A 19,966-nucleotide genomic window follows, 5' to 3' on the forward strand; every position below is an offset into this window, starting at 1 on the left:
AGCGAGTCAGAATCAGGGAGATCTTCTGTGACTTCGGACAACCAGGCAGCGCCGACCACCCCCGAACAGGCCCTCGACATCGTCCGCAGCCGCTTCGCCGAGCCCAGGCTGCCCGATGGCTCTCGCGCCGAGCTCCGCGTCGAGGAGTTCGACATCGGCTACCTGGTGTACGCGGTGTTCCCGCCCGTCACCGACGCCGCCGGGCGGCCTCAGCCGGCGCCGCCCGGCGGCAGCAAGATCGTGGTCTCCAAGGCGACCGGCGAGACCGTCACCGTGCCCAACTACCCGACGCAGGCGGCCATCGACCTGTACCGCCGGCAGCACGGCTGATCCGATCCCCGCGGCGGGTGCTCAGTACAGCGAGAATCCGCCGCTGTGCCGGCCCTGGTTCTTCTTCGCGAAGCGCGAGGGCCGCCCGTCCGCGTCCGGCTTGGCCGGGTCGGACGACTCGCCGGACGGGTCCGCGCCGTCCAGCGGCTCCCCGTGCCTGACCTGGTCGCGCTCCTCCTCCGACAGCGACTCCCACTGACCGCGCAGGGACGCCATGCCGCTGCCCAGGGCGCGGGCGATGCCGGGGTCGTCCATGGCGTCGCGCAGCGCGAGCCGGCCGGAGAGCAGCTTCTTCGCCGCCTCCTGCAAGTCCTTGTCGACGCCGTCGCTCCGGGAGAGCTGGCGCAGGGCGGAGTTCAGCGAACGGATCTGCTCCGGTTCGAGCGCCTCGTCCAGCACACCCCGCTCCGGCGAAGTGCCCTCCGGGGTGGGTGAGTTCTCGGGTCGCCTGGTCATGCCGCTTCTCCTCGCTGGCCCTCGTCTCTCGGACTCAAGAAGTATCTCCCGTCATGGCCGGGTGTCATGCTGGGCCCTCGCTCGCGAAGGGAAGGACCTCGTCGTCATGGCTCAGGCGCAGGGTACTGGGAGGGGCGACGCGGGAGACCGTTCCGCAACCGGCCTCCACGGTCTCGTGGGCGGTGCGCTGGGCCGTCTCGGGTCTGGGGCGGGCTGGTGTTCCTGCTCGCCGGGTTGGCGCTGAGCGGGTGAGGCGCGTACGAAGGGTCGTACGTGGCGGGTGGGGCGCGTACGAGGGCGCGTACCTCGCGGGCTGGGCGGGCACCCACGGCATCCTGACCGTGCGGCAGTGCGAGGTGAGCTACCCGAACAACGCGTCCCGCGGCAGCCGTAAGAACCGTCGGCCGATGCGGTGCGAGGGCGTGTGCGTGTCCGACGGCGGCAGGAGCCGGGACGCGGGGGTCGCGGTGCAGGTGAGGCGGCGGTACGGGGCGGGCACCGAGCTGTCGGTGCAGCGGACGGGCGGCGGGTATGTCCAGAGCGGCCTGGACCGGCCCTGGCGCTACTTCGCCGCGTTCTTCGGGGGCTGGGTGTTGACGGGACTCGGGCTGTTCTGCCTCACGACCGGGTACGCGCCGTCCGGGCGGAGCCGGGTGTCGTACGACGATGCCTGGGAGGCGGCGGGGCGGAACCACACGCGGGCGGTGATCCTCGGGATGATCGGCGTGGGGCTGGTGGGTGGCGCCGTGTCGTTCCTGATCAGTTACCTGATGTGAGCAGGTCCGATTGGAACCCGTCTGACCTCGACATATAACCTGCGCGGGTCACCTTTCTTGTCAACCTCGGGGTCTTACCGGCATGTCGACGCCTCCGCCGCAGTACCAGAACCAACCGCCCTACGGGCAGCCGCAGCAGCCGTACGGCCAGCCTCAACCGCCGTACGGGTACCCGCAACAGCCGCAGGCGCCGCAAGGGCCTGAACGCCCGCGTTCGGGTGGTCCGTTGAGGGTCGCGAAGTCCGCGGCCATCGTGATCGCGGTCTTCGGCGCCCTCGCCTGGTACGTCTGGGACTACAACACCGACCCGAGCGGCGGAAAGGCGAAGGCTGAGGCCGCGGCGTCCGCGCAGGCCTCCGAGGACGCGACGCACGACCCGAACATCGGAGACTGCGTCAAGGTCAAGGACCCGCAGGGCGAGCCGCTGCCGACGATCGTCGACTGCGACTCCCCCGAGGCCGAGTACAAGACGGCCGACAAGCTGCTCGGCAACGACATGAAGTGCGACTCGAAGTACGTCTACGGGATCCAGGTCCGCCAGAGCCACCAGATGGGCTACACCCTGTGCTTCACGAAGGTCTGACCTGTCGGCCGTTCTGCACCAGACCTGCACAGGACCTGCAACGGATTTGTGACGCCAACCCTCTGAAGTTGCTCGCGGGTGATTCCGTAAGCTTTGCGAACGGCTGTACTTCTGCGTGATTTCCCTTGACCGATGAGGGAGTTGTACGGCCGTGTCGGCTTACGGGGGTGCTTTCTGCTGTGGCGATGATGCTGCCGAGCGAGCTCGAATGGGTTCTCGAGATGCTCGGCTACGACTGGCCGACGGCGAACGAGGACAAGCTCAAGGAGTGCGCCAACATCTGGCGGAAGTTCGGTGACGACGTCACCGAACTGCACACCGCTGCGAACACCAGCGCCCGCCAGGTTATGGCGCACAACGCCGGTGAGTCGATCGACGCGTTCACCAAGACGTACGCCAAGTTCGACAGCGGCGGCGACGGTTACCTCGCGAACGCGGCGCAGGCCGCGTACATCATCGCGACCGTGCTGGAGGCCTGCGCCTACATCGTCGAGTTCGCGAAGTGGGCGGTCATCGCCCAGCTCATCGCGCTCGCCATCGAGATCGCCGCCGCGCAGGCCGCCGCGCCGTTCACCTTCGGTCTGTCCGAGGTCGGCGCGCTGGGCGCGACCCAGGCCGCCCGGCTGATCGTGCGCCGGCTCCTGAAGGAGCTCAAGGAGGCGTTGATCGAGGCGATCGTCGAGGCGATGAAGGAGCCCGCGATCTCGGCGATCGAGGCGATCATCACCGACCTGATCCGCCAGACGGTGAACGTCGGTTTCGGCGCCCAGGAGGGCTACGACCTCGCCACGACCGCCAAGCAGGGCGCCAACGCCGGCTGGGACGCCATCAAGCAGAGCCCGCAGACCCTCGCCGAGGGCGTCCGCGACAGCCTCGGCGAGAAGGCCGGTCACCGGGCGCACCACGCGATCGACAGCCGTATCGACGGGCATGGGAGTTCGGGGGACGGGGAGGGGGGTTCGCACTCGTCGGACGGTTCTGAGGGGTCCAACGGCTCCGATGGATCCAACGATTCCGAGGGTTCGGGCGGCGACGGCGGCTCGGACTCCTCGTCCGGTTCTTCCTCGTCCGACTCCGGCTCGGGTTCCTCGTCCGACTCCCACTCCAGCGACTCCCACTCAGGCGACTCGGACACCTCCGGCTCGGACTCCTCGACGTCGACGCGTGCGGGCCACGACTCCGGCGTGAACATCGGCGGCGGGATATCCGCCGACACCGGCGGCAACAACATCGGCGCGCCGGACGTGGGTTCGGGTCCGGGCTCCGACTCGGGGTCGGACTCCGGGTCCGGTTCGGACGCGGGGTCCGGGGCCGATTCCGGGGCCGCGCGGCCGACGGTCTCCCACGCGGGGCCGTCGCTCTCCGACTTCGACGACCCCTCGCCGAGCAGCGCCTCGTCCGGCGGTTCGGACTCCGGCGGCTCGTCCGACGGTCCGAGCGTCTCCACCTCCTCCCACTCCGGCGGCGGTTCGTCCGTGTCCGGCCTCTCGTCGCCGACACCGCACACCGTGGCGGCCTCCGCGTCGTCCGGCGGTACGTCCGCCACACCGTCGTCCGGCGGCCACGGCGGCGGCATCAGTACCAACGTCGACAGCCTGGCCGCGAGCGCGCCCACGCACACGAATGCAGCGCCTGCAGCCACTCCGACGTCGAGCGATCCATCGTCCGGCGGCGGGCGTCCGGACGGCGGCTCGTCCATGCCCACGTCTCCCGTGGCGCCGTCGACGGGCGGTGGCGTGGGGGGCGGCGGCAGCTCGCCGCACAGCGGGAGTTCGTCCGGCGGCACCACGTCGGCCGGTTCGAGCCCGAGCAGCCCGACGCCCAACTCCGGTGCGGCGAGGCCGACTTCGGCCAGTACGTCAGGTACCACCACCACGACCGGGTCGGGGCCGGCCTCCACGCCGAGTCCTACGTCGTCGACGGCACCGCGGAGCACGCCGACGCCGACGGCGTCCGCATCTGCGACGGCTGACGGCCGGGCCTCCGGCGCCGGGGCGGGGGTTCGTGTCTCCGGTACAGGGGACGGGCGTACGCCCGGCACACCGGACGGACGGACCCCAGGCAGCACGCCGGACGGCCGAATACCGAGCCAGCGCACGCCGGGGAGCACGACGCCGGGCGACGGCACGACACCGCGGACCACCCCGGGGACCAGGCCCGGCGACGGGACCACACCCCGTACTTCGACGCCGGGTGACGGTACGACCTCACGCGACACCAACGGCACGCGGCCGGGCGACGGGACGACGTCCCGTAACACCCCGGGACCCGGGAACACCACGCCGGGCGACCGCACCACACCTCGCAATACGACGGACCCGGCCGGCAGCACTCGTACCACCACACCGGGCTCCAACGCGAACACGAGCACCTCGAACCAGAGCCCGTCGTCGTCCCCGCGGACCACGTCGCCCTCCACGAGCAACTCAACGTCGACGCCATCCACCTCGACCGGCTCCGGACCGGACCGCAACTCGACGTCCCCCTCAAGCAACGGCACTTCGGCTTCCTCGAACTCTTCCTCACCGACTGGCCGTACCGACAACCCCACGGCGCAGGGCGGCCCGACCACCACGCCGGGCCGTCAGAACCAGCCGGGCTCCGACACCGGTACGGGCACCACCCCCAACCGGCCCCAGCAGCCCGCGGGCGGCACGCCCAACTCACCCGCCTCCCCGCAGCAGCCGGCGGCCCAGTCGAACAACCCTCAGCAGCAACAGCAACAGCACCAGCAGCAGGTGACGCCGGTCCCGGTACACACGCCGATCCGCACGCCGGGAACCTCGGCGGCGCCGAACCACGCGAACGGCCCCGCCACGCCGAACGCGCCGGGCTCACCGCAGGCCACCCCTGGTGACACCACCTCGCCGAACCACCCCCAGCAGGACAGCCTGCAGGACATCCGCGCCGACCTGGACCACTACCCGGGCGGCCTGACCGACCCCGACCCGGCCGACCAGCAGGCCCTGTCGGACGCCGTCCCGCGCAACGAGGACGGCACCCCGCAGCGCTACCCCGACCCCTTCGACGGCAACTGGTCGCAGCTCCAGAACGACGGCGGCGTCAACGTCCCCGGCCGAAGCAACAACTGCGCCGACTGCTCCCGTTCGTTCCTGGAGACCTGGTACGGCAACCCCCAGGTCTCGGCGCCGCGCACGCTCGACACCGACGCGAACGGCAAGCCGGACCTCTGGTCCCCCGAGGACAACGCCAACGACAACCAGATCCGCTGGACCGGCGCCGCCCACACCTATGCGGGTCCCGGCGGCGACCCCAACACGGCGAACAACATCGCCAGCACCCTCCAGCAGGCGGGCCCCGGCTCGGCGGCCATCGTCCAGGTCGACTGGCCGGGCGGCGGCGGCCACGCCTTCAACGTCGTCAACCACAACGGCAAGATCGTCTGGATCGACACCCAGAGCGGCCAGGTCAGCACCCAGCCCCTCCACATCGACCAGGCCACCCACGTCTGGCACATCCCCCTCGACGCCAACCGCAACCCGATCGACACCAGCCAGCCCCCCACGAACGCGTCCCAGGGGCACGACGCCTCGCAGAACCAGAACAGCTCGCAGAGCCAGAGCAGCTCACAGAACCCCGACGGCGAGACGTCTCAGCCGGAGAACTCCGACCACAACGTCCAGCCCGACAACGGCCAGACCCCACAGGACGGCGCATCCGGCGACACCCAGAAGTCGGACGACAGCCCCGACACGGAAGGCGGCCACCACGAGCCGCGGGCTTCGGTGGACGGCGGTACGTCGGACAACGACGCTGGCGCACACGCGTCGCCGCCCGACACGAGGACGTCACCGACCGCGCCGGACGCCGGTCCGACTCCGGAGAACACCACGCCTGATCCGGCAAAGGTCGAGCACAACCACGATGTCCGGCCCCAGGACGACAGCGGTGCCCCGTCCGTGGCCGACCGACCAGGGGAAGACACCCACTCATCTCCGGCGGGGTCCTCGACGGCGACTGACGACCATCCCGGCGCGGACGGCACGCCGAAGCAGCCTGTCGGCACCAGATCCGACGACGCCCACGCGGGTGCACCGGACGCGGACACGGCACCGACTCGGCCCACAGCGGGAGCCGCGAACGACCCGACGGCAAGTCGGACCACACCCGAACCGGCGGACGGGACGACGGCCCCGCATGCCGCCGCTCAGCGACCGAGCACGGATCCCCGCCCGGTCGATCCGCGCACGTCGCAGACCTCTCGGACGACCTCCCCGCAGCGGACTCCGGGAACTGACGACAACACCACCGGCGGTCGATCCAGGCCCAGCATGCCGACTCATCCCGACGGTCAAGCACCCCAGGCCCCCCAAGCACCCCGCGGGCAGAATCCGCCCGGCGACTCGACACCCGGTGATCCAAACCACGGTGACCCAAACCACGGTGACCCAAACCACGGTGACCCGACTCGAGCGGAACGGAACGCGAGTCTTCCGCCCCCGGAGCACAGGGAGGCTGAGCAACTCGGTCTTTCGCCGGACCAGGCGCAGCAGGAGGTACGCGACCACGAGAACCCCGACCTCGAAGCCCGGGGTCTGGCTGTGCACCGAATCGACCTCGACCCGGTGCACGACAGCCTCAGGAACTGGGCCCAGGACGGCCGCCTCGCTTCAGTGCTGCGCCACGCCTCCGGCAGGATGGACGCGCTGCGGCAGGCGCGCGAGGCCGGAGAGACCGACCTTCCGCCGACCGCGTTCACCCGACGGTTCCTCGAGGAGACGCTCGGGGACGACTTCCGCCGAATGAACGACGGTCAACGATCGGCCGTTGTCGCTTCGCTCGCCAGGCTCAGCCTCACCTACCACGAGAGCCAGGGCGTGGGGCACAGCCCCGAGCATGACCGCGACGGTCGGCCATACAACGACGCAGAACCCCGCGGAGACGGAAGCCCGGACCGCGCAACGGACTCCGAGCGGGCGGTCAGTGCGGACGCGCGAGACCGTGCCAACAGCAACTTCCCTGCCGGGCATCGTTCCGGTGAGGAGACGAAGCGCGACCTCGCTGCGCTGAATGAGCGGGTGAACGGGCCGCGCAGAAAGCCGACGGTCAAGCAACTCGACGCCATCATCGAGGCATCCGGCCACAAGCCGGACTTCTCCGGCAAGAACTATGCGGTGATCGAGGTCGTGGACGCCGACGGAAACAGCATGTACGTCGTGGATTCATCCGTTCCGGCGGATTCATCCGGTGTTTCGCCGAGGCACTCGGAGAAGCACCTCCTCGACTGGTTCGACCGGACCAACACCGGCCCGGACGGGAAGAAATACACATTGGCCGGGCTCTACACGGAGCGCGAACCGTGCGGCAAGGGCGAGGGCCACGCCGACTGCTCGACACGACTGCGCATTCATCCCGACATGAGGAACAACAGGGTTCCTGTCTACTACAGCACCACTTACCGAACCGACCCCGACGGACTGGAGATACGTCACGAGAAAAGAGCGCAGCTCAAGCAGCAGCAGACGGAAGCACTGGACGCGATGGATGACAGCCTTTCCGATGAGGAGAAGGAAAACAAGCTGAAGCAGATGGGCCTGGAGAACGGACAGATCAGCCGGAAGGTAGGAAAACTCACTACGGCCAGGGAGGATGAAATGGCCGGCGAGATGAAGGACCATCTGGACGTGATCGGCGAGGTCTGGGCGAAGACTATGCTGCACATCGTTCCACCCGTTTAGGAGTCCCATGCCCGAGTCGGTCCCTCAACCCGAGTCTCTTTCCGCGACGCAACTGCCGACGCACCTGGTGAACTGGTTTCGTGCGGGGTGCCCTGGCGGGTCCAAACTCCACGTGGTCAGCCGGGTCGGCAGCCACGGCGCGCTCCAGCAGGTGCACGCTCAGGTCGACGAGAGCATTCATCTGGACGCGGCCGGCGCGGACGGAGAAGAGGTGTTTCGCCGCCTGCTCGCGCTCACGGGAGTTCCCGAGGCCGATCTGACACCGTACAGCTGGCGTCGTGCGGCCAAGCGACTGGCCAAGGGCAAGCTCATCCTGATCACGAATGCCTGGCGGGCAGGAGGTACCAGGCGGTCTTCGCAACCTTCCCTCGTACGAGGATATGTCGCCGAGCGATTCGCCCTCTGGGGCGCCGCCGTGGTCGTCGACGCAGGACCGCACGACCCGCAGGGGGAAAGGCCCGCCCGCGGGGTGGTCACGTTGACGCTGGACGAGTCGGCGCCCAGCGAGGGACACGGACGCGTGGACCAGTTGATCAGTGCGGCGATGCATTCACCGGAGATCCGGGCCCTCGCACTCTCCGAGCCGAGGCAGGTGCCCGTTCTCGTATGGAGCCGGCTTGCCGAAGCCCTCAGTGCGCCCCATTCCGATACGCAATCCCTCCTCGGCCTCGTGGAAGAATTCCCGGATCTGCTCACGCTCACGAACGACCGTGTGTCTTTCGTGGATGAAAGCATTCCTGAAGAAGTGCGACGCAGTACGCCGGAGGAGGAGCGTATTCGCGTCAACCGGCACATGACCCGTTGGCTGCGGGAGATCGCTCCGCAGCTGCGGCATCCCGAAGGCTGGGAACAGTCCGGCCCGGTCGGCCGGTACGCGGCTCACGGACTGGCCATGCACGCGGTACAGGCAAACGATTTCGACGCGTTCCTGAGCGAGGGTGACACAGTGGCCGCTCTGCCGCAGAGCGCGCTGATCGATGCCGCGCACTGCGCCTACGACGGGTCGCTGTTCGGCTCGAACCCTGCCGCGGACGCCGTTTTCCTTACGATGAACGGCGTCATGCCGTCCTCCCAGGCGGAATGGGCGAGTTGGCTGCACCTGATGGCGACAGCCAGAGGTGATGCCGAACTGTGCCGGGGCATCGAGGACTCCGGCCTGCGAATGCCCTGGAAGGCCTTGTGGACGCGTTGGTGCCCGCCCGGCGGGTACCACCCCGGCTACCTTCAGCCCGGCCCCGTCTACGAGCTGTTCGCCGTCCGGTGGAACGGGCGGCCCGCGGTGGCAAGCACGGACATGGACGACGCCGTCCGCATCTGGGACCTCGCAACCTCGGAGCCCCTGGCGGGCCCATGGCCCGACGAGGACTTTCCCCTTGCGCAACGGGGGCCTTTGGCCTGGGACCCCGAGGATGTGGAGGGACAGCCTTCGTCCCCGGACGCCGGTCCGATCAACCTGGAGGAGTTGCGTACGCAGGACAGGTCTGTCCAAGGTCCGGGAGAGGGCTACGAGTTCCTGCCCGTTGCCCTGGAACACGGCACCGTCACAGTGGTCGGCGGTGTCGGCGGCCTCCTTGCGGTGCAGAGCACGGATCCTGAACTCCCGCCACGGATAGCGACGTTGACAGGTGGGCCACTGCTGGGCAACCGCACCGCTGCCGGACCCGCCAGGCCGAAGCACGCTCCGGAGACCACCGCGTCCGATCTCGCCGCCCTGTTCCCGGATGCCCCAGCCGTGCGCATCCCCGCGGACCGCATCCCCCCTGGCCTGACGGACGCAACGGCACGCCGTGTACTCACGGACGTCGGTCTGCCGATGGCCGACGGTTCGGGAATCGCCTTCCGACCGAGCGAAGCGGATTTCCTGGAAGAGCTGGCGTGGCCTGCCGGAGTGGAGCAGGCCGAGGAGACCGGCCCGTTCTTTCGACTCGGTGACTGGATGGGTGGCACGATCGTCGTCGACGGCGGATCCGGCCACGTACTCCGCATGCCCCGTGATCCTGACGAGGACGGCCTCGAAGGCGTCCTTCTCGCCCAGAACCTGGATCGGTGTCTGACAATGCTGACGCACTGGGTCACCGGGCTCCGTATCCTGGGACGTCTTGAGAACAGCGACGAGAAGCACCTGCTGCGACAGCACATCGACGACGCCATCTGGGAAATCGATCACGAGGGTGCTCAGGCCGGAGCCTGGACCTACCCGCTGAACAACGAATCGTGAACCACGTGGATCTCTGCCGCTCCGTGGAGTGCTCATGCCGGTCGCGCTGAGACTACGGCGGCCCAGGGCGTCGCTGATGCCCGAAGGCAGTGTGCCCAGGCGCTGTTGTCGCGTCGCCTGCGGACCTGTCTCAGTGCCAGGAAGCAAGTGCCCCATATGTCTCAGGGCGATCCAAAGCGAGAGGAAAGCAGCCCACCTTGAGTGACTTACCGCACCGCCCGGCCCCCCGTGCCGTCGTCATCGGAGGCAGCTGGCCGGGATGCTCGCCGCGGCCGCCGTCGCGGACCTCGTCGGCTCCGTGGAGATCATCGACGCCCACGAGCTGCCGGAAGGCCCCGAACCGCGTACCGGTGTTCCGCAGGCCGTCCACATCCACCTCCTGCAGACCGGCGGCCTCGAGGCCATCGAAGACCTTCTGCCCGGCAGCATCGATCTGCTTCTCGCCGCGGGCGCGCATCGCATACCCGTGACCACGAACATGCTCGTGTACGCCCCGGAGGGCTGGTACCGCCGCTGGACCCGGGCCACGCACTCCCTGATCACCGCCAGCCGTGACCTGACCGACTCCGTCGTCCGCGCGCAAGTCCTCAAGCACGCTCGCGTCAGCGCCCGGTCGCACACCAAGGCCGTCGGCCTGCTCGGCGACCGCAATCACGTCACCGGAGTGCGCGTACGCAACTCCGACGGCACGGAATCGGAACTGCGCGCCAAGCTGATCATCGACACCTCCGGCCGCGCCTCCCGGACCCCGCAATGGCTGACCGGCCTGGGCATCAACGGCCTGAGGCAGGACCGCATCGACTTAGGTCTCGTCTACGCCAGCCGCGTCTACCGCGCCCCCGTCCCCACCCGCAACTGGCCCGTCGTCGCCGTGCAAGCCGACCCGAGGCTGCCCCGGCCCGCCAAGTCCGGCGCCATCCTGCCGATCGAAGGAGACCGCTGGCACGTCAGCGTGATGGGCGCTCCAGGCGGCCACCCGACCGGTGACGCCGAAGCCTTCGAGCCCTTCGCCCGCACCCTGAGGCACCCCATCATGGCCGACCTGATCAAAGCGGCCGAACCGCTCACCGACGTCAAGGTGACCCACAGCACCGCCAACCGGCGCCTGTATTACGAACGGCTCTCAACGTGGCCCGAGGGACTTGTAGTCCTCGGAGACTCGGCAGCCGCCTTCAACCCGATCTACGGGCATGGCATGTCCGTAGCGGCACAAGGCGCCCTCGCCCTGTGCGGCGCCCTTTCCACAGGCCCGACTGTCGGCCTCGCCCGGCGGGCCCAGCGCGCCATCGGCCGACGCATCGACACCGCCTGGGCCCTCGCTGTGGGAACCGACATCCATTTCTCCACCACCACAGGCCAGCGCCCCAACCTCACCGACCGTCTGCTCCACCGTTACGTCAGCCGGCTGTCCCACACGGCAACCGGCTCCTTCAACGCAGCGACCGCCCTGACGGACGTCCTCCTTCTTCACCTCGTCGCCCTCAGCCAGGGCGACACGGAACGAGCGCGGGCTCTGACCGAGTCCGCCGGCACGCTGCCCTGGCGAACCGTCTGGACCAACTGGCGGGCGCCTGGCCGCCTCCATCGCATCGGCCCCGACATCCCTGCGGTGAAGCGGATCAGTGCCTCCGCCCACACCGTCACCACCACCTTCGCGGATCGCACGAGCCTGGAGTGGGATGCCTTTTCCGGGCAGGGAGTGGAGTCTGACAACTCCCGTGCGGACATCGTGCCGTCACCCCCTCTCTGGCATGCGGAAGACCCCTCGTGGAATCTCCTCAGGCTCCGACTCAGTGAGGACCTGGCGTTTGTACGTGCCGTGCAGGCACCGAGCCTGTGGGCCGCCGCCTGCGTCGGTCGACTCGTGGTCATGGCCGGCGATCGTGGTCTCTACGCGTTGGAACCAGATGCCCACCGCTCGGGCAGCGCGGGTCTGCCCGCGCTCCCCTCCGTCGGACCGCGCTGCAAGATCAGGCCGATTCCCTTCGACAAGACAGCCTGTGAGCCGACAAGGGCCCGTGTAATCGACGTCTTCACCGCGGAGACGGCTCCCACGCTCAGCGATGAACAGCTGCCTTCCGGCCTGACACACGAACTGACCCGCCGCTTCCTCAAGAAGGTCGGCTTCCCCGCCGTCTCCGGCTTCTACGGCCTCGACACCCACCATCTGCTGGACACCGGGCTGGTGAAACACGCGTGGGAAGGAACCAAGGCATTTCCGAACGCCTGTGGGAGACGGCCCGTTCTACACGCTGGGTAGCTGGATCGGCGGCATCCTGCTGCTCGACGGCCCTACGGGGCGCGTGCTGCGGCAGTCCCGGCCCGGCGCGGTCGACGACACGCAGCCCGGTGACCCCCTGGCCGGCTCATCCCTCGCCTCTTTCGTGGCGATGGTCTGCCTGCAATGGGAGTACATGCGGGCCTACACCACCTCCGGCGGACTGGATGGCGCGGACCTGCTGGCCGAACTCACCTCCTGGCTGTCCGCTCTCGACCCCGCCGCAGCAAGCACCAGGAACTGGGGTCACGTCCTGGATTCCGACAACTTCCCGTACCTCTGACGGCCGCCTGATCTCAGCGCAACCAATTTCACGTAGCGAAGGACTCCCCCTTGCCTGAACCTCTCGATCAATGGCTGGAGCACATCGAGGCCTGGCGAGGTCTTCCTGCTCGTAAGCGGCGGGTCTTCTCCGTCACCGGCCCTTCAGCGGTGGGCAAGACAGACTTCCTGAACCAGGTGCGGCAGCGGATCCCCGATCCCATCTGGATCGACTGTCGGGGGATGACGGCGGCCGCTGTGGCGTTGCGTATGCGTGAGGCGTGCCGGGCGCGTCCCACGCCTGGCGATGTGGTGATCCTGCTCGCAAACGTGCAGTACGCCGGAGAACTGCTGACCTCCGCTCAGCCCACACGCATCGCCGAAGTACTGGCTCCCGGCTTCCGGCGGTTCGGCGGCCGAGAGGTGTGGGTCATGGCCGAACACGACCCGGAACTGATTCCGGCGGCCGTCGATCAGGAGTATCAGGTCACGCTCGCCGACCAGCCGCCGATCCGTCCAGGCGCTGACCAGTCTGAGGTCGATGCCCGAGTGAAGGCTCTTGCGGCTGCAGAACTCCGTCGAGTCCCGCTTGCGGTGTGGCAGTTGCTCTGCGCGGCCGTTGGCACGCTTGCCGACGCTGAGGAGTTGCTCGCCCTGGCTCGCCGCACGCCGGATGTTCTGTCGGTGATCGAGAACGAATCAGGCACCCCGGAGGTGGAGTTCGTCTCAGACGCACTCGTGCACGCCTGGCGTCGTGTGTGGCCCTGCGAGGCAGCCACTCAGGCGAGGGTGGGCGAGGCGCTGTCGGCCGCCAGCAACCCGCCCGAGAACAACTGGACTCACTCAGATCCAGTGGCTCGCTACGCCAGCCGTGCTCTGCCCATGCACGCCGCTCTTGCGGGCTCCTTGCCCGACCTGCTGGACAACGGGCCGCTGCTCGCCCGTTTCGCGCCGACGGGCCTGTACGAGGCACTCACCGTCGCCTACCCGGACGGCGTCCCGTACGCGAGCACCGCAGCACTCCTGCACTACATGGAAGTCCAGGGCATCGCCCCCTCGAAGCAGGGCGAGTGGGCGGCGTGGCTGCATCATGCGGCCCTCTGCGCCGGACGTACAGAGTTGGCCGATCAACTCCTCAGCGCCACACCGGGGCTGCCCTGGCGAACGATCTGGACCAGGTGGCGGCCTCCGGGCTTCTTCGGGCTCCGGTCACAGGACGCGGGAAGGGTCGACGAGTTCGGGATCACCGGCGTCGATCCCTCTTCACGTTTGATCACCGCGCGAGACACCACCACCGGCAAGAACGCGGCACCCCGATACCAATATCAGCGGCAGGAGTGGGACTCCGCGACCGGTGCACGGACCTCGGCGCCGGTCACGGTCCGCCGCGCCCTCGTCGAGGGTGACTGGGACTGGGTCGATGCGCGCAATCATGCGGAAGGCTCGTCTGTCGTCTTCGCACATCACGGCGAAAACGGGTGGGAACAAGACCTACTGGTGGGCTCCCTGCCGCCCCGGTGCCCGGCATCCGTCACCCAAGCTATCCGTATCCACGACACCTGGAGCCTGGCGGGCAGGGAGGGAATCTTCGCCGTGACCACGAATGCGGTGGACGATCACCCACGACAACCGCCCTACCCGGGCAGGCCCTTGGTCGCTGTTCATTGTCACGCGGCCCCTTGGCCACTGCCCGATCGTGCGGCAGCCGCGCTACGCGGGGATGCGCTTCGCGAATGGTTGGAAGAGACGTTCGGTGACTCTTCCTGCCATCGGCTCGACACGGATCAACTGCCCTCGGGCATCAGCAACGCAGAAGCTCGCCGTTTCCTGACCGAGACCGGCCTGCCCGAGACCCGGGATTTCCTGCATCTCGCCATCACGCCACGCGGCGACCGCCCGCTGCACGAAGTTCCCTGGCCCGGTCGCGGAAGAGACACTCCACGCCATCTCCGGGCCCGGAGCGAGCCACCCAGCAACGGCCCCTTCTACGAGCTGGGTTCGTGGATGTACTCGAATTTGTTGCTGGACGGTACGACCGGCCGGGTACTACGAGACACGACAGGCGGGATGGCGGAACCGCTGGCCGGCAGCAGCCTCGTCCAGTTCTTCGCCATCGTCCGGCTCTTCGACGAATTCCGCAGGGCACACCGCCCCGGTGCTCCCGACCACAAGGACGCACAGGCCAGTCTCGCCGCATGGTGCCGGCACATCGATCCCGAGGCGGCCCGGGGCGAGGTCTGGACGCACATCCTTGAGGGCTATGACTTCGAGGACAGCACTTGGGACCTCGCCACATATGGTGACGACTACGTCTGAGGCGTGAACCGGCCGGCCAGGCCCTTCCTGCTGGTGCGGCCGATCATGGAGTGGGAGTGCTGTGGAACTGACGCCTGAGCAGGCTTTCGAGCAGGTCGAAGCCTGGCTGGCAGCGCCGAGCCGCCTGTACGAGACGCTGGCGCTTCGGGGACTGCCCGGGAGCGGTAAGACGCAGTTCCTGCTTGAGCTGACGGCTCGGATCCCTGAGGCCGTCTTCGTGGACTGCCATGGCATGGCATGGCAGCAGAGGATGTCACACACCGACTGATGGGGGCTTGGGGTGTCACCGAGAGCTCAGGCTCGCTCGTCTCGGATGCTCCTTTGAACGGAGGCCAGCCGGTGCAACTTCACGGACCGGATCTGAAGGGAACATGGACAGACCGACCGCGCGCTGGATCTGGTTCGCCCGCTCGCGTACGACGAAGACCCCGAACACAGAATCAGGTTGCCACCCTTGCAGAACACCGTTGAGGCACTCGTCGGAGACCTCTCGTCCAGAGATCATGCAGTGCGCGATGCCGCGTTGGACGCGCTCGGCCCCGCCGCCGTCCACCATCTCCTGCCGTACACCCGGGACCGTCGGTCGATGAGTCCGAGCTCCAGTGTCCGGTACATCATCAAGCTCCTGGGCGACGAAGCACTCCCACGTCTCCGCGCGATCCGGCGTGAGGGTCCCGGCCGGCTGCGCGGCAGCGCCCTTGAGCTCCTCGTCGAACTGGGCGGCGCGGACGCCCTCGACGCAATCGACCGACGCGCCGTGGAACGCCTCGTACGGATCAAGATCCTCGACGAGCGACCGGTCGAGACTCCCGCGGAGGGGGGCCGTTGGCTGGCCTTCCCGGCTCACCGGCTCGACGACGTCGTGAACTCACTGGGTCTGCACGACATGCAGCCGGCCACCAGCGTCATGGGGGTGGCCGCCGCCACTCAGGCCGCCGACTCCCTGGAGTTCCAGGACGCCCAGGGCGAGAGGAACAGGGTCTACCGGGTCTTCATCACCCCGGAGTTCGAGAACAGGCGTGCAGAAGGACCGATCAAGAACTGGCGCATGCTGTGGGGCAACTCCTTCCTGGACGAGCTCGACGGCTTCCTGCTGTCCACGGAGCTCAGCGAACACTGCGGCGAGGCCCACTTCTACGTCCTCGACCCCTATCACTCCTCTCATTGCTGGTATGTGGCCCGCGACGGTGATGTGGTGAGGAGGTTCGGGACGTACGCCGACCCCGAGTTCGAAGGCACCCCCCTGCCCTTCGAAGCCTGGTACAAGGAGAACGCGGACGAGGATGAGGTCGAGATGTACGTCGATGGTGTTCCCGACGCCGAGACGGCAGCGGACAACCTTTCCGTGGCCCCCGGCCGGCAACTCGCGAAGTACACCCACGGCCACGGCTGGCTCGCCACCACCCACCCCGACGTACCCAACACCCGCTTCAAAGGCGCCCTGCCCCTATGAGGCCTGTATCGGCGGCACGACCGGGACCCTGCGCGCGGTAAGCCCGGACGCACGAGACCGTGTCAGCAGCAACCACGCTGTGATCGAGGTCGTGGACTTCGACGGATACAGCATGTATGCGGACACGCTGATTACTCGACGCGGTAGCTCGCGAAGCAGCAAACGGAAGCACAGCCAAGCGACAGGCCCAGTCCGTCCAGGGCACGGATGCCTAGCAACAGAGCGCTGACATGGACCGTTTCCACGGTGAACCGTCCGGAGAGTGGATGAAGCTCGCAGCCGACGTTGACGTACCCTGACGCTCATCGGCCGGTCTGATCGGAGTGATGCACGATGTTGGCCGAAGACTCAGATCAGGAGATCGTGAGCTGGCTGGCCGACCCCCCTCAACATGCGCCGAAGCTGGTCCTGCACGGCTCACCGGGGGTGGTCAAGACGGGTCCCCTGAGGAGCCTGCACGAGGAGCTGCCCGACTCATTCCTGGACTGCCGTCACTTGACCGCGGAGCAGGTACTCAGTCGGCTCCTCATCCATTTCGGCCTCCAGGTCAGGCGCCGCCCGCTGAGCGACCCGTTGACGGACACCCTGGCGGGTCTGCGCAGGGGCGCAACCGTGTTCCTCGCCAACGTGCAACGGGCGGGCCCTTTCCACTCGTCGACCGACCCGGCCTCATCGACCACCTGATCGGCAGGTTCAGCAGTCAAGGGCGTGGTCACGTACTTCCGGTGCTGGAGCGCCTTGAGCCGAAGTAACCGTGCAGAAGCCAAGAGCCCCGACGAGATCCTGCTGGACGGACGGCCCGACGGCGTCGCCCCTTCGGAGCTACTGGCCACACATCCGGCGTTGCGCGCCCTGGCTGCGGCCGAACTCCCTGAAGTGCCCTTGCGGATATGGGTGTTCATGGACGGGGTGTTGAGTGGCCGGCACAGCGGGGATGCCCGGACTCGCATTGCGGAGCAGCTCGGCGGCGTACTGCTTGTGAGGGAGGACGGTGACGGCACCCCGATGGTGCGGCTGGCCTCGGACACCCTGGCGCGTCTGCTCCGTCAGGTGAAGCCGATCACCGCGGCGGAGCGATTGGCTGTCACCGAGGCGCTTCTCGCGGAGGCCCTGAGAACCGCGAGCGAGTGCGGCCGATCCACGGATCGCGGCGTACGCCCGCCGCGCGCTCGCCGTCCATGCGGCGCTCTCCGGAGAGTTGCCGCACCTCATCGAAGAACAACCGGCGCTGGCGGCGATCGCCGACCGTGTTTCACTGCAGCAAGCCATCAAGCTCGCCCGGCCCGGCGGTCCTCCGGTCGGGGGCGTCGCTGCCGACGCCACTATCTGCAATGCGACGGTGTCGCTCCCGACGCGCACGGTGAATGGCTGGCGTGGCTGCACTGTCGAAATCGACCCTGAAGCAACTGCTTCGTCCAACTGGGAAGCGGCTCTCGCCGGACAACTGGACAAGCTCTGAGCCAGGCTGGGCTTTCTCAAGTCAGAGTGACTGAGCTGAGTCGATTTTGTCGCTCCGGGGCTCCGCGCATCTAAGGGCCGCCGCAATCAGTCCCCCACCCTTCACGCAGCCCGCTCCGCCCCCGACGTCCCCCTCCCGATCTCGCTGATAATTTGCTGCTTCTACCAGCCAACTCGATCTGACTCCACGGGGAAACATGAGCCAGCCGCCGTTCCAGCCGCCGCAACAACCCTCGCAGCCGCCGCAGGCTCCGCAGTACCCCGCGAACCCATACGCCCAGCCCGCCCCGCCGGCGCCGCAGCAGCCATCCCAGGGGTTCGGACCGCCGGCCGCCCCGCAACAACCGCCGATGCATGCGGGGCCCGCGCCCGTTCCCGGCCAGCCCCCGGTGCACGGCGGACCGCAGGCGTTCCCCGGGCAGCCGGGGTACCCGATGCAGCCCGCCCCGCCGTTCCAGGCGGCGCCCTTCGGGCAGCAACGGTCGACGGCGAGTGGCAACCCCGTAGGCGCGGTACTGCTCGGGCTTCTGGTCTCCCTCGTCGTCTCGCTGCTCTACAGCGGCCTCATCATGGCCACGTACAAGGACCAGTCGGACAGCACCGTTCGGGTTCTGTACTTCGCCCACGCCCTTCTCAACGGAGCACTCGTCGGTGCTCTGGTCGGCAAGGTGGGGCACCGCAGCAACGGGGCCAAGGTCGGCGGTGCCGTCGTCGCCGCGCTAGGGGCCTTCTTCGGCTATGCCAACGCCATTCCGTTCATCGTCGTCAACAGCAGCTCGGTACAGACCCTCCGGGACCTGCTGGAGAACGATCCCTTCTTCCCGGCCAAGGCCTGGTGGCACGGCAGCAGCGGGAACGGCGGGGTGGACTGGCTGCACCTCCTCGGCCTCCTGGTAGCCGCGGCGGCCACATGGGGCATCGCCCACCTCATCGGCAACAAGCGCGGTCCGGCATAGCGTAGGGCCCCGGGCCGGGCCGCTGAGGGAACCGGCCCCCTCCCCCGATCACTACGCTCCCCCGCATGTCACACCCCGGTCACCTCTCCCCCTCCCCCACCGCCACCGTCATCCACACGGGCCGACAAGCCACGCGCCGGGTGCTCCCCCGCGGCATCGTGCTCACCGCGCTCGGCGCCCTCACACTGTCGGGCGGCACCGTGGCGGTCGCCGGCCTTGGCGAGAGAACACCAAATCCCGCAGGGTTCGGAGGAATCCTCATCGGGCTGCTGATGGGCTTCGCCGGCATCAGCAGCGTCGTCGCCGCCTGGTCGGCCCGGCGGTCCACGGTGACCGTCGATGAGTCCGGTCTGTGGGTCAACAACGGCGACGCAGGGGTCGTCATCCCTTGGCAGGATCTTGCCGGCGTCGGACTGCACTGGTCCAGGACAGGGCGGCGAGGCAGTATCCGGATCTGCTCCCTCGAGCTCTACCCCAACTCATCTGTCCAGCACGACGATCCGGTCCTCGGGCCGCTGGTTCGGGACGAGGAACCGCTGCGGCCCGGACTTTCCCGACAGCGGTACCGCCTCACTCTTCCGGCCAGTTCACGGAACGCGGTGGTCACGGCCGTCCAACACCGGGTTCCTCAGCTGTGGTTCGCCGTGCCGAGTGGCGGGGCTCCCTGAGCCGGCGCCCGACCGTCAGCCGAAGTCGTTCGTGGCGGGTGCGGGGCCGGTGGTGATGGTCTCGTCGTACGTCGGCATGTTGGTGCCGTAGGAGGTGCGGGGGTCGGGCGGGGTGGCCCCGGCGTGGGTGACCGGGTGGCTCTCGCCCGCGCTCGGGCGCAGTACGGCGGGCATGGCACCCGGCGTGGCCTGCGTGCCGGTGTCCGTGCCGGTGTGCTCGAAGTCCTGGGAGACCCGCTCGTCGTTCCACTCGTGGCCGTCGGCGGAGGACCTGAGGTTGGCCCCGCCGGCCTCGATGCGGGCGTGGAGTCCGTCGAGCGCGGGCTTCCAGCTCGTGGCGAGTTCCGTCAGCGCGGGGCCCATTGACCAGCCGGTGAGCGAGCCGCCGGCCGTGTCGGCCTCCTTGACGGCCTTGTCGGCGGGCGACTTCATGGTGCGGGCTATGCCGTCACAGGCACCGGCGGAGGCGCGGAGCTCGGCGGGGTCGACGTTGGTGCCCTGGGACACGTCGGCT

General features: G+C 68.5%; 16 protein-coding genes. 14 read left to right on the forward strand and 2 right to left on the reverse strand.

The window, feature by feature from the left end; all coding sequences use genetic code 11:
• Nucleotides 1-27: 27 nt before the first annotated feature.
• On the forward strand, nucleotides 28-330 hold the full coding sequence (locus ACQF4J_RS14250; protein WP_351578431.1) for a hypothetical protein: 303 nt from the start codon (nucleotides 28-30) through the stop codon (nucleotides 328-330).
• Nucleotides 331-351: 21 nt separating this feature from the next.
• Here ACQF4J_RS14250 and ACQF4J_RS14255 read toward each other — a convergent pair whose 3' ends face one another.
• Nucleotides 352-786: a hypothetical protein gene (locus ACQF4J_RS14255; RefSeq protein ID WP_351578428.1), complete on the reverse strand. Its 435-nt coding sequence runs from the start codon at nucleotides 784-786 to the stop codon at nucleotides 352-354.
• Between the two features lie 248 nt (nucleotides 787-1,034).
• Here ACQF4J_RS14255 and ACQF4J_RS14260 point away from each other — a divergent pair, with 248 nt between their 5' ends.
• From ACQF4J_RS14260 to ACQF4J_RS14320, 13 genes are all read left to right on the forward strand, one after another.
• The gene (locus ACQF4J_RS14260; RefSeq protein WP_427165739.1) at nucleotides 1,035-1,562 is read left to right on the forward strand and encodes a hypothetical protein; all 528 of its coding nucleotides are present in this window, start codon (nucleotides 1,035-1,037) and stop codon (nucleotides 1,560-1,562) included.
• A gap of 226 nt (nucleotides 1,563-1,788) precedes the next feature.
• Nucleotides 1,789-2,145: an LppU/SCO3897 family protein gene (locus ACQF4J_RS14265; RefSeq protein WP_427165740.1), complete on the forward strand. Its 357-nt coding sequence runs from the start codon at nucleotides 1,789-1,791 to the stop codon at nucleotides 2,143-2,145.
• 185 nt (nucleotides 2,146-2,330) lie between these two features.
• On the forward strand, nucleotides 2,331-7,844 hold the full coding sequence (locus ACQF4J_RS14270) for a toxin glutamine deamidase domain-containing protein (RefSeq protein WP_427165741.1): 5,514 nt from the start codon (nucleotides 2,331-2,333) through the stop codon (nucleotides 7,842-7,844).
• A gap of 7 nt (nucleotides 7,845-7,851) precedes the next feature.
• The gene (locus tag ACQF4J_RS14275) at nucleotides 7,852-10,062 is read left to right on the forward strand and encodes an SUKH-4 family immunity protein (RefSeq protein WP_427165742.1); all 2,211 of its coding nucleotides are present in this window, start codon (nucleotides 7,852-7,854) and stop codon (nucleotides 10,060-10,062) included.
• 259 nt (nucleotides 10,063-10,321) lie between these two features.
• Nucleotides 10,322-12,322, forward strand: coding sequence for an NAD(P)/FAD-dependent oxidoreductase (locus ACQF4J_RS14280; protein WP_427165743.1), 2,001 nt, complete (start codon nucleotides 10,322-10,324; stop codon nucleotides 12,320-12,322).
• Entirely contained in the window at nucleotides 12,291-12,623 is a 333-nt protein-coding gene (locus tag ACQF4J_RS14285) for an SUKH-4 family immunity protein (RefSeq protein WP_427165744.1), read from the forward strand. The genes ACQF4J_RS14280 and ACQF4J_RS14285 overlap by 32 nt, the downstream gene beginning before the upstream one ends.
• 50 nt (nucleotides 12,624-12,673) lie before the next feature.
• A complete protein-coding gene (locus ACQF4J_RS14290; RefSeq protein WP_427165745.1) occupies nucleotides 12,674-14,917 on the forward strand; it encodes an SUKH-4 family immunity protein in 2,244 nt (747 codons plus the stop codon).
• A 61-nt stretch (nucleotides 14,918-14,978) separates the two neighbouring features.
• Complete coding sequence (locus tag ACQF4J_RS14295; protein WP_427165746.1) at nucleotides 14,979-15,185, forward strand: hypothetical protein; 207 nt, start codon at nucleotides 14,979-14,981, stop codon at nucleotides 15,183-15,185.
• A 318-nt stretch (nucleotides 15,186-15,503) separates the two neighbouring features.
• Complete coding sequence (locus tag ACQF4J_RS14300; RefSeq protein ID WP_351806079.1) at nucleotides 15,504-16,370, forward strand: hypothetical protein; 867 nt, start codon at nucleotides 15,504-15,506, stop codon at nucleotides 16,368-16,370.
• Nucleotides 16,371-16,733: 363 nt separating this feature from the next.
• Nucleotides 16,734-17,054, forward strand: a complete 321-nt coding sequence (locus ACQF4J_RS14305; protein ID WP_427165747.1) for a hypothetical protein — start codon at nucleotides 16,734-16,736, stop codon at nucleotides 17,052-17,054.
• Nucleotides 17,055-17,568: 514 nt separating this feature from the next.
• Nucleotides 17,569-17,829, forward strand: coding sequence for a hypothetical protein (locus tag ACQF4J_RS14310; protein WP_427165748.1), 261 nt, complete (start codon nucleotides 17,569-17,571; stop codon nucleotides 17,827-17,829).
• Nucleotides 17,830-18,178: 349 nt separating this feature from the next.
• Nucleotides 18,179-18,784 (forward strand): hypothetical protein, encoded by a 606-nt coding sequence (locus ACQF4J_RS14315; protein ID WP_427165749.1) that lies wholly within the window; start codon nucleotides 18,179-18,181, stop codon nucleotides 18,782-18,784.
• A gap of 65 nt (nucleotides 18,785-18,849) precedes the next feature.
• A complete protein-coding gene (locus ACQF4J_RS14320) occupies nucleotides 18,850-19,452 on the forward strand; it encodes a hypothetical protein (protein WP_427165750.1) in 603 nt (200 codons plus the stop codon).
• 15 nt (nucleotides 19,453-19,467) lie between these two features.
• Here ACQF4J_RS14320 and ACQF4J_RS14325 read toward each other — a convergent pair whose 3' ends face one another.
• Complete coding sequence (locus tag ACQF4J_RS14325; RefSeq protein ID WP_351578396.1) at nucleotides 19,468-19,959, reverse strand: WXG100 family type VII secretion target; 492 nt, start codon at nucleotides 19,957-19,959, stop codon at nucleotides 19,468-19,470.
• Between the last annotated feature and the right edge of the window lie 7 nt (nucleotides 19,960-19,966).

This window comes from Streptomyces sp. C1-1 (assembly GCF_050214755.1).
Taxonomy (GTDB): Bacteria; Actinomycetota; Actinomycetes; order Streptomycetales; family Streptomycetaceae; genus Streptomyces.

Coding starts and splice junctions, on each gene's coding strand:
- ACQF4J_RS14270 (WP_427165741.1), top strand. CDS start 2,331: ATGATGCTGCCGAGCGAGCTCGAATGGGTTCTCGAGATGCTCGGCTAC.
- ACQF4J_RS14320 (WP_427165750.1), top strand. CDS start 18,850: ATGTCACACCCCGGTCACCTCTCCCCCTCCCCCACCGCCACCGTCATC.
- ACQF4J_RS14275 (WP_427165742.1), top strand. CDS start 7,852: ATGCCCGAGTCGGTCCCTCAACCCGAGTCTCTTTCCGCGACGCAACTG.
- ACQF4J_RS14300 (WP_351806079.1), top strand. CDS start 15,504: ATGAGTCCGAGCTCCAGTGTCCGGTACATCATCAAGCTCCTGGGCGAC.
- ACQF4J_RS14315 (WP_427165749.1), top strand. CDS start 18,179: ATGCATGCGGGGCCCGCGCCCGTTCCCGGCCAGCCCCCGGTGCACGGC.
- ACQF4J_RS14255 (WP_351578428.1), bottom strand. CDS start 786: ATGACCAGGCGACCCGAGAACTCACCCACCCCGGAGGGCACTTCGCCG.
- ACQF4J_RS14280 (WP_427165743.1), top strand. CDS start 10,322: ATGCTCGCCGCGGCCGCCGTCGCGGACCTCGTCGGCTCCGTGGAGATC.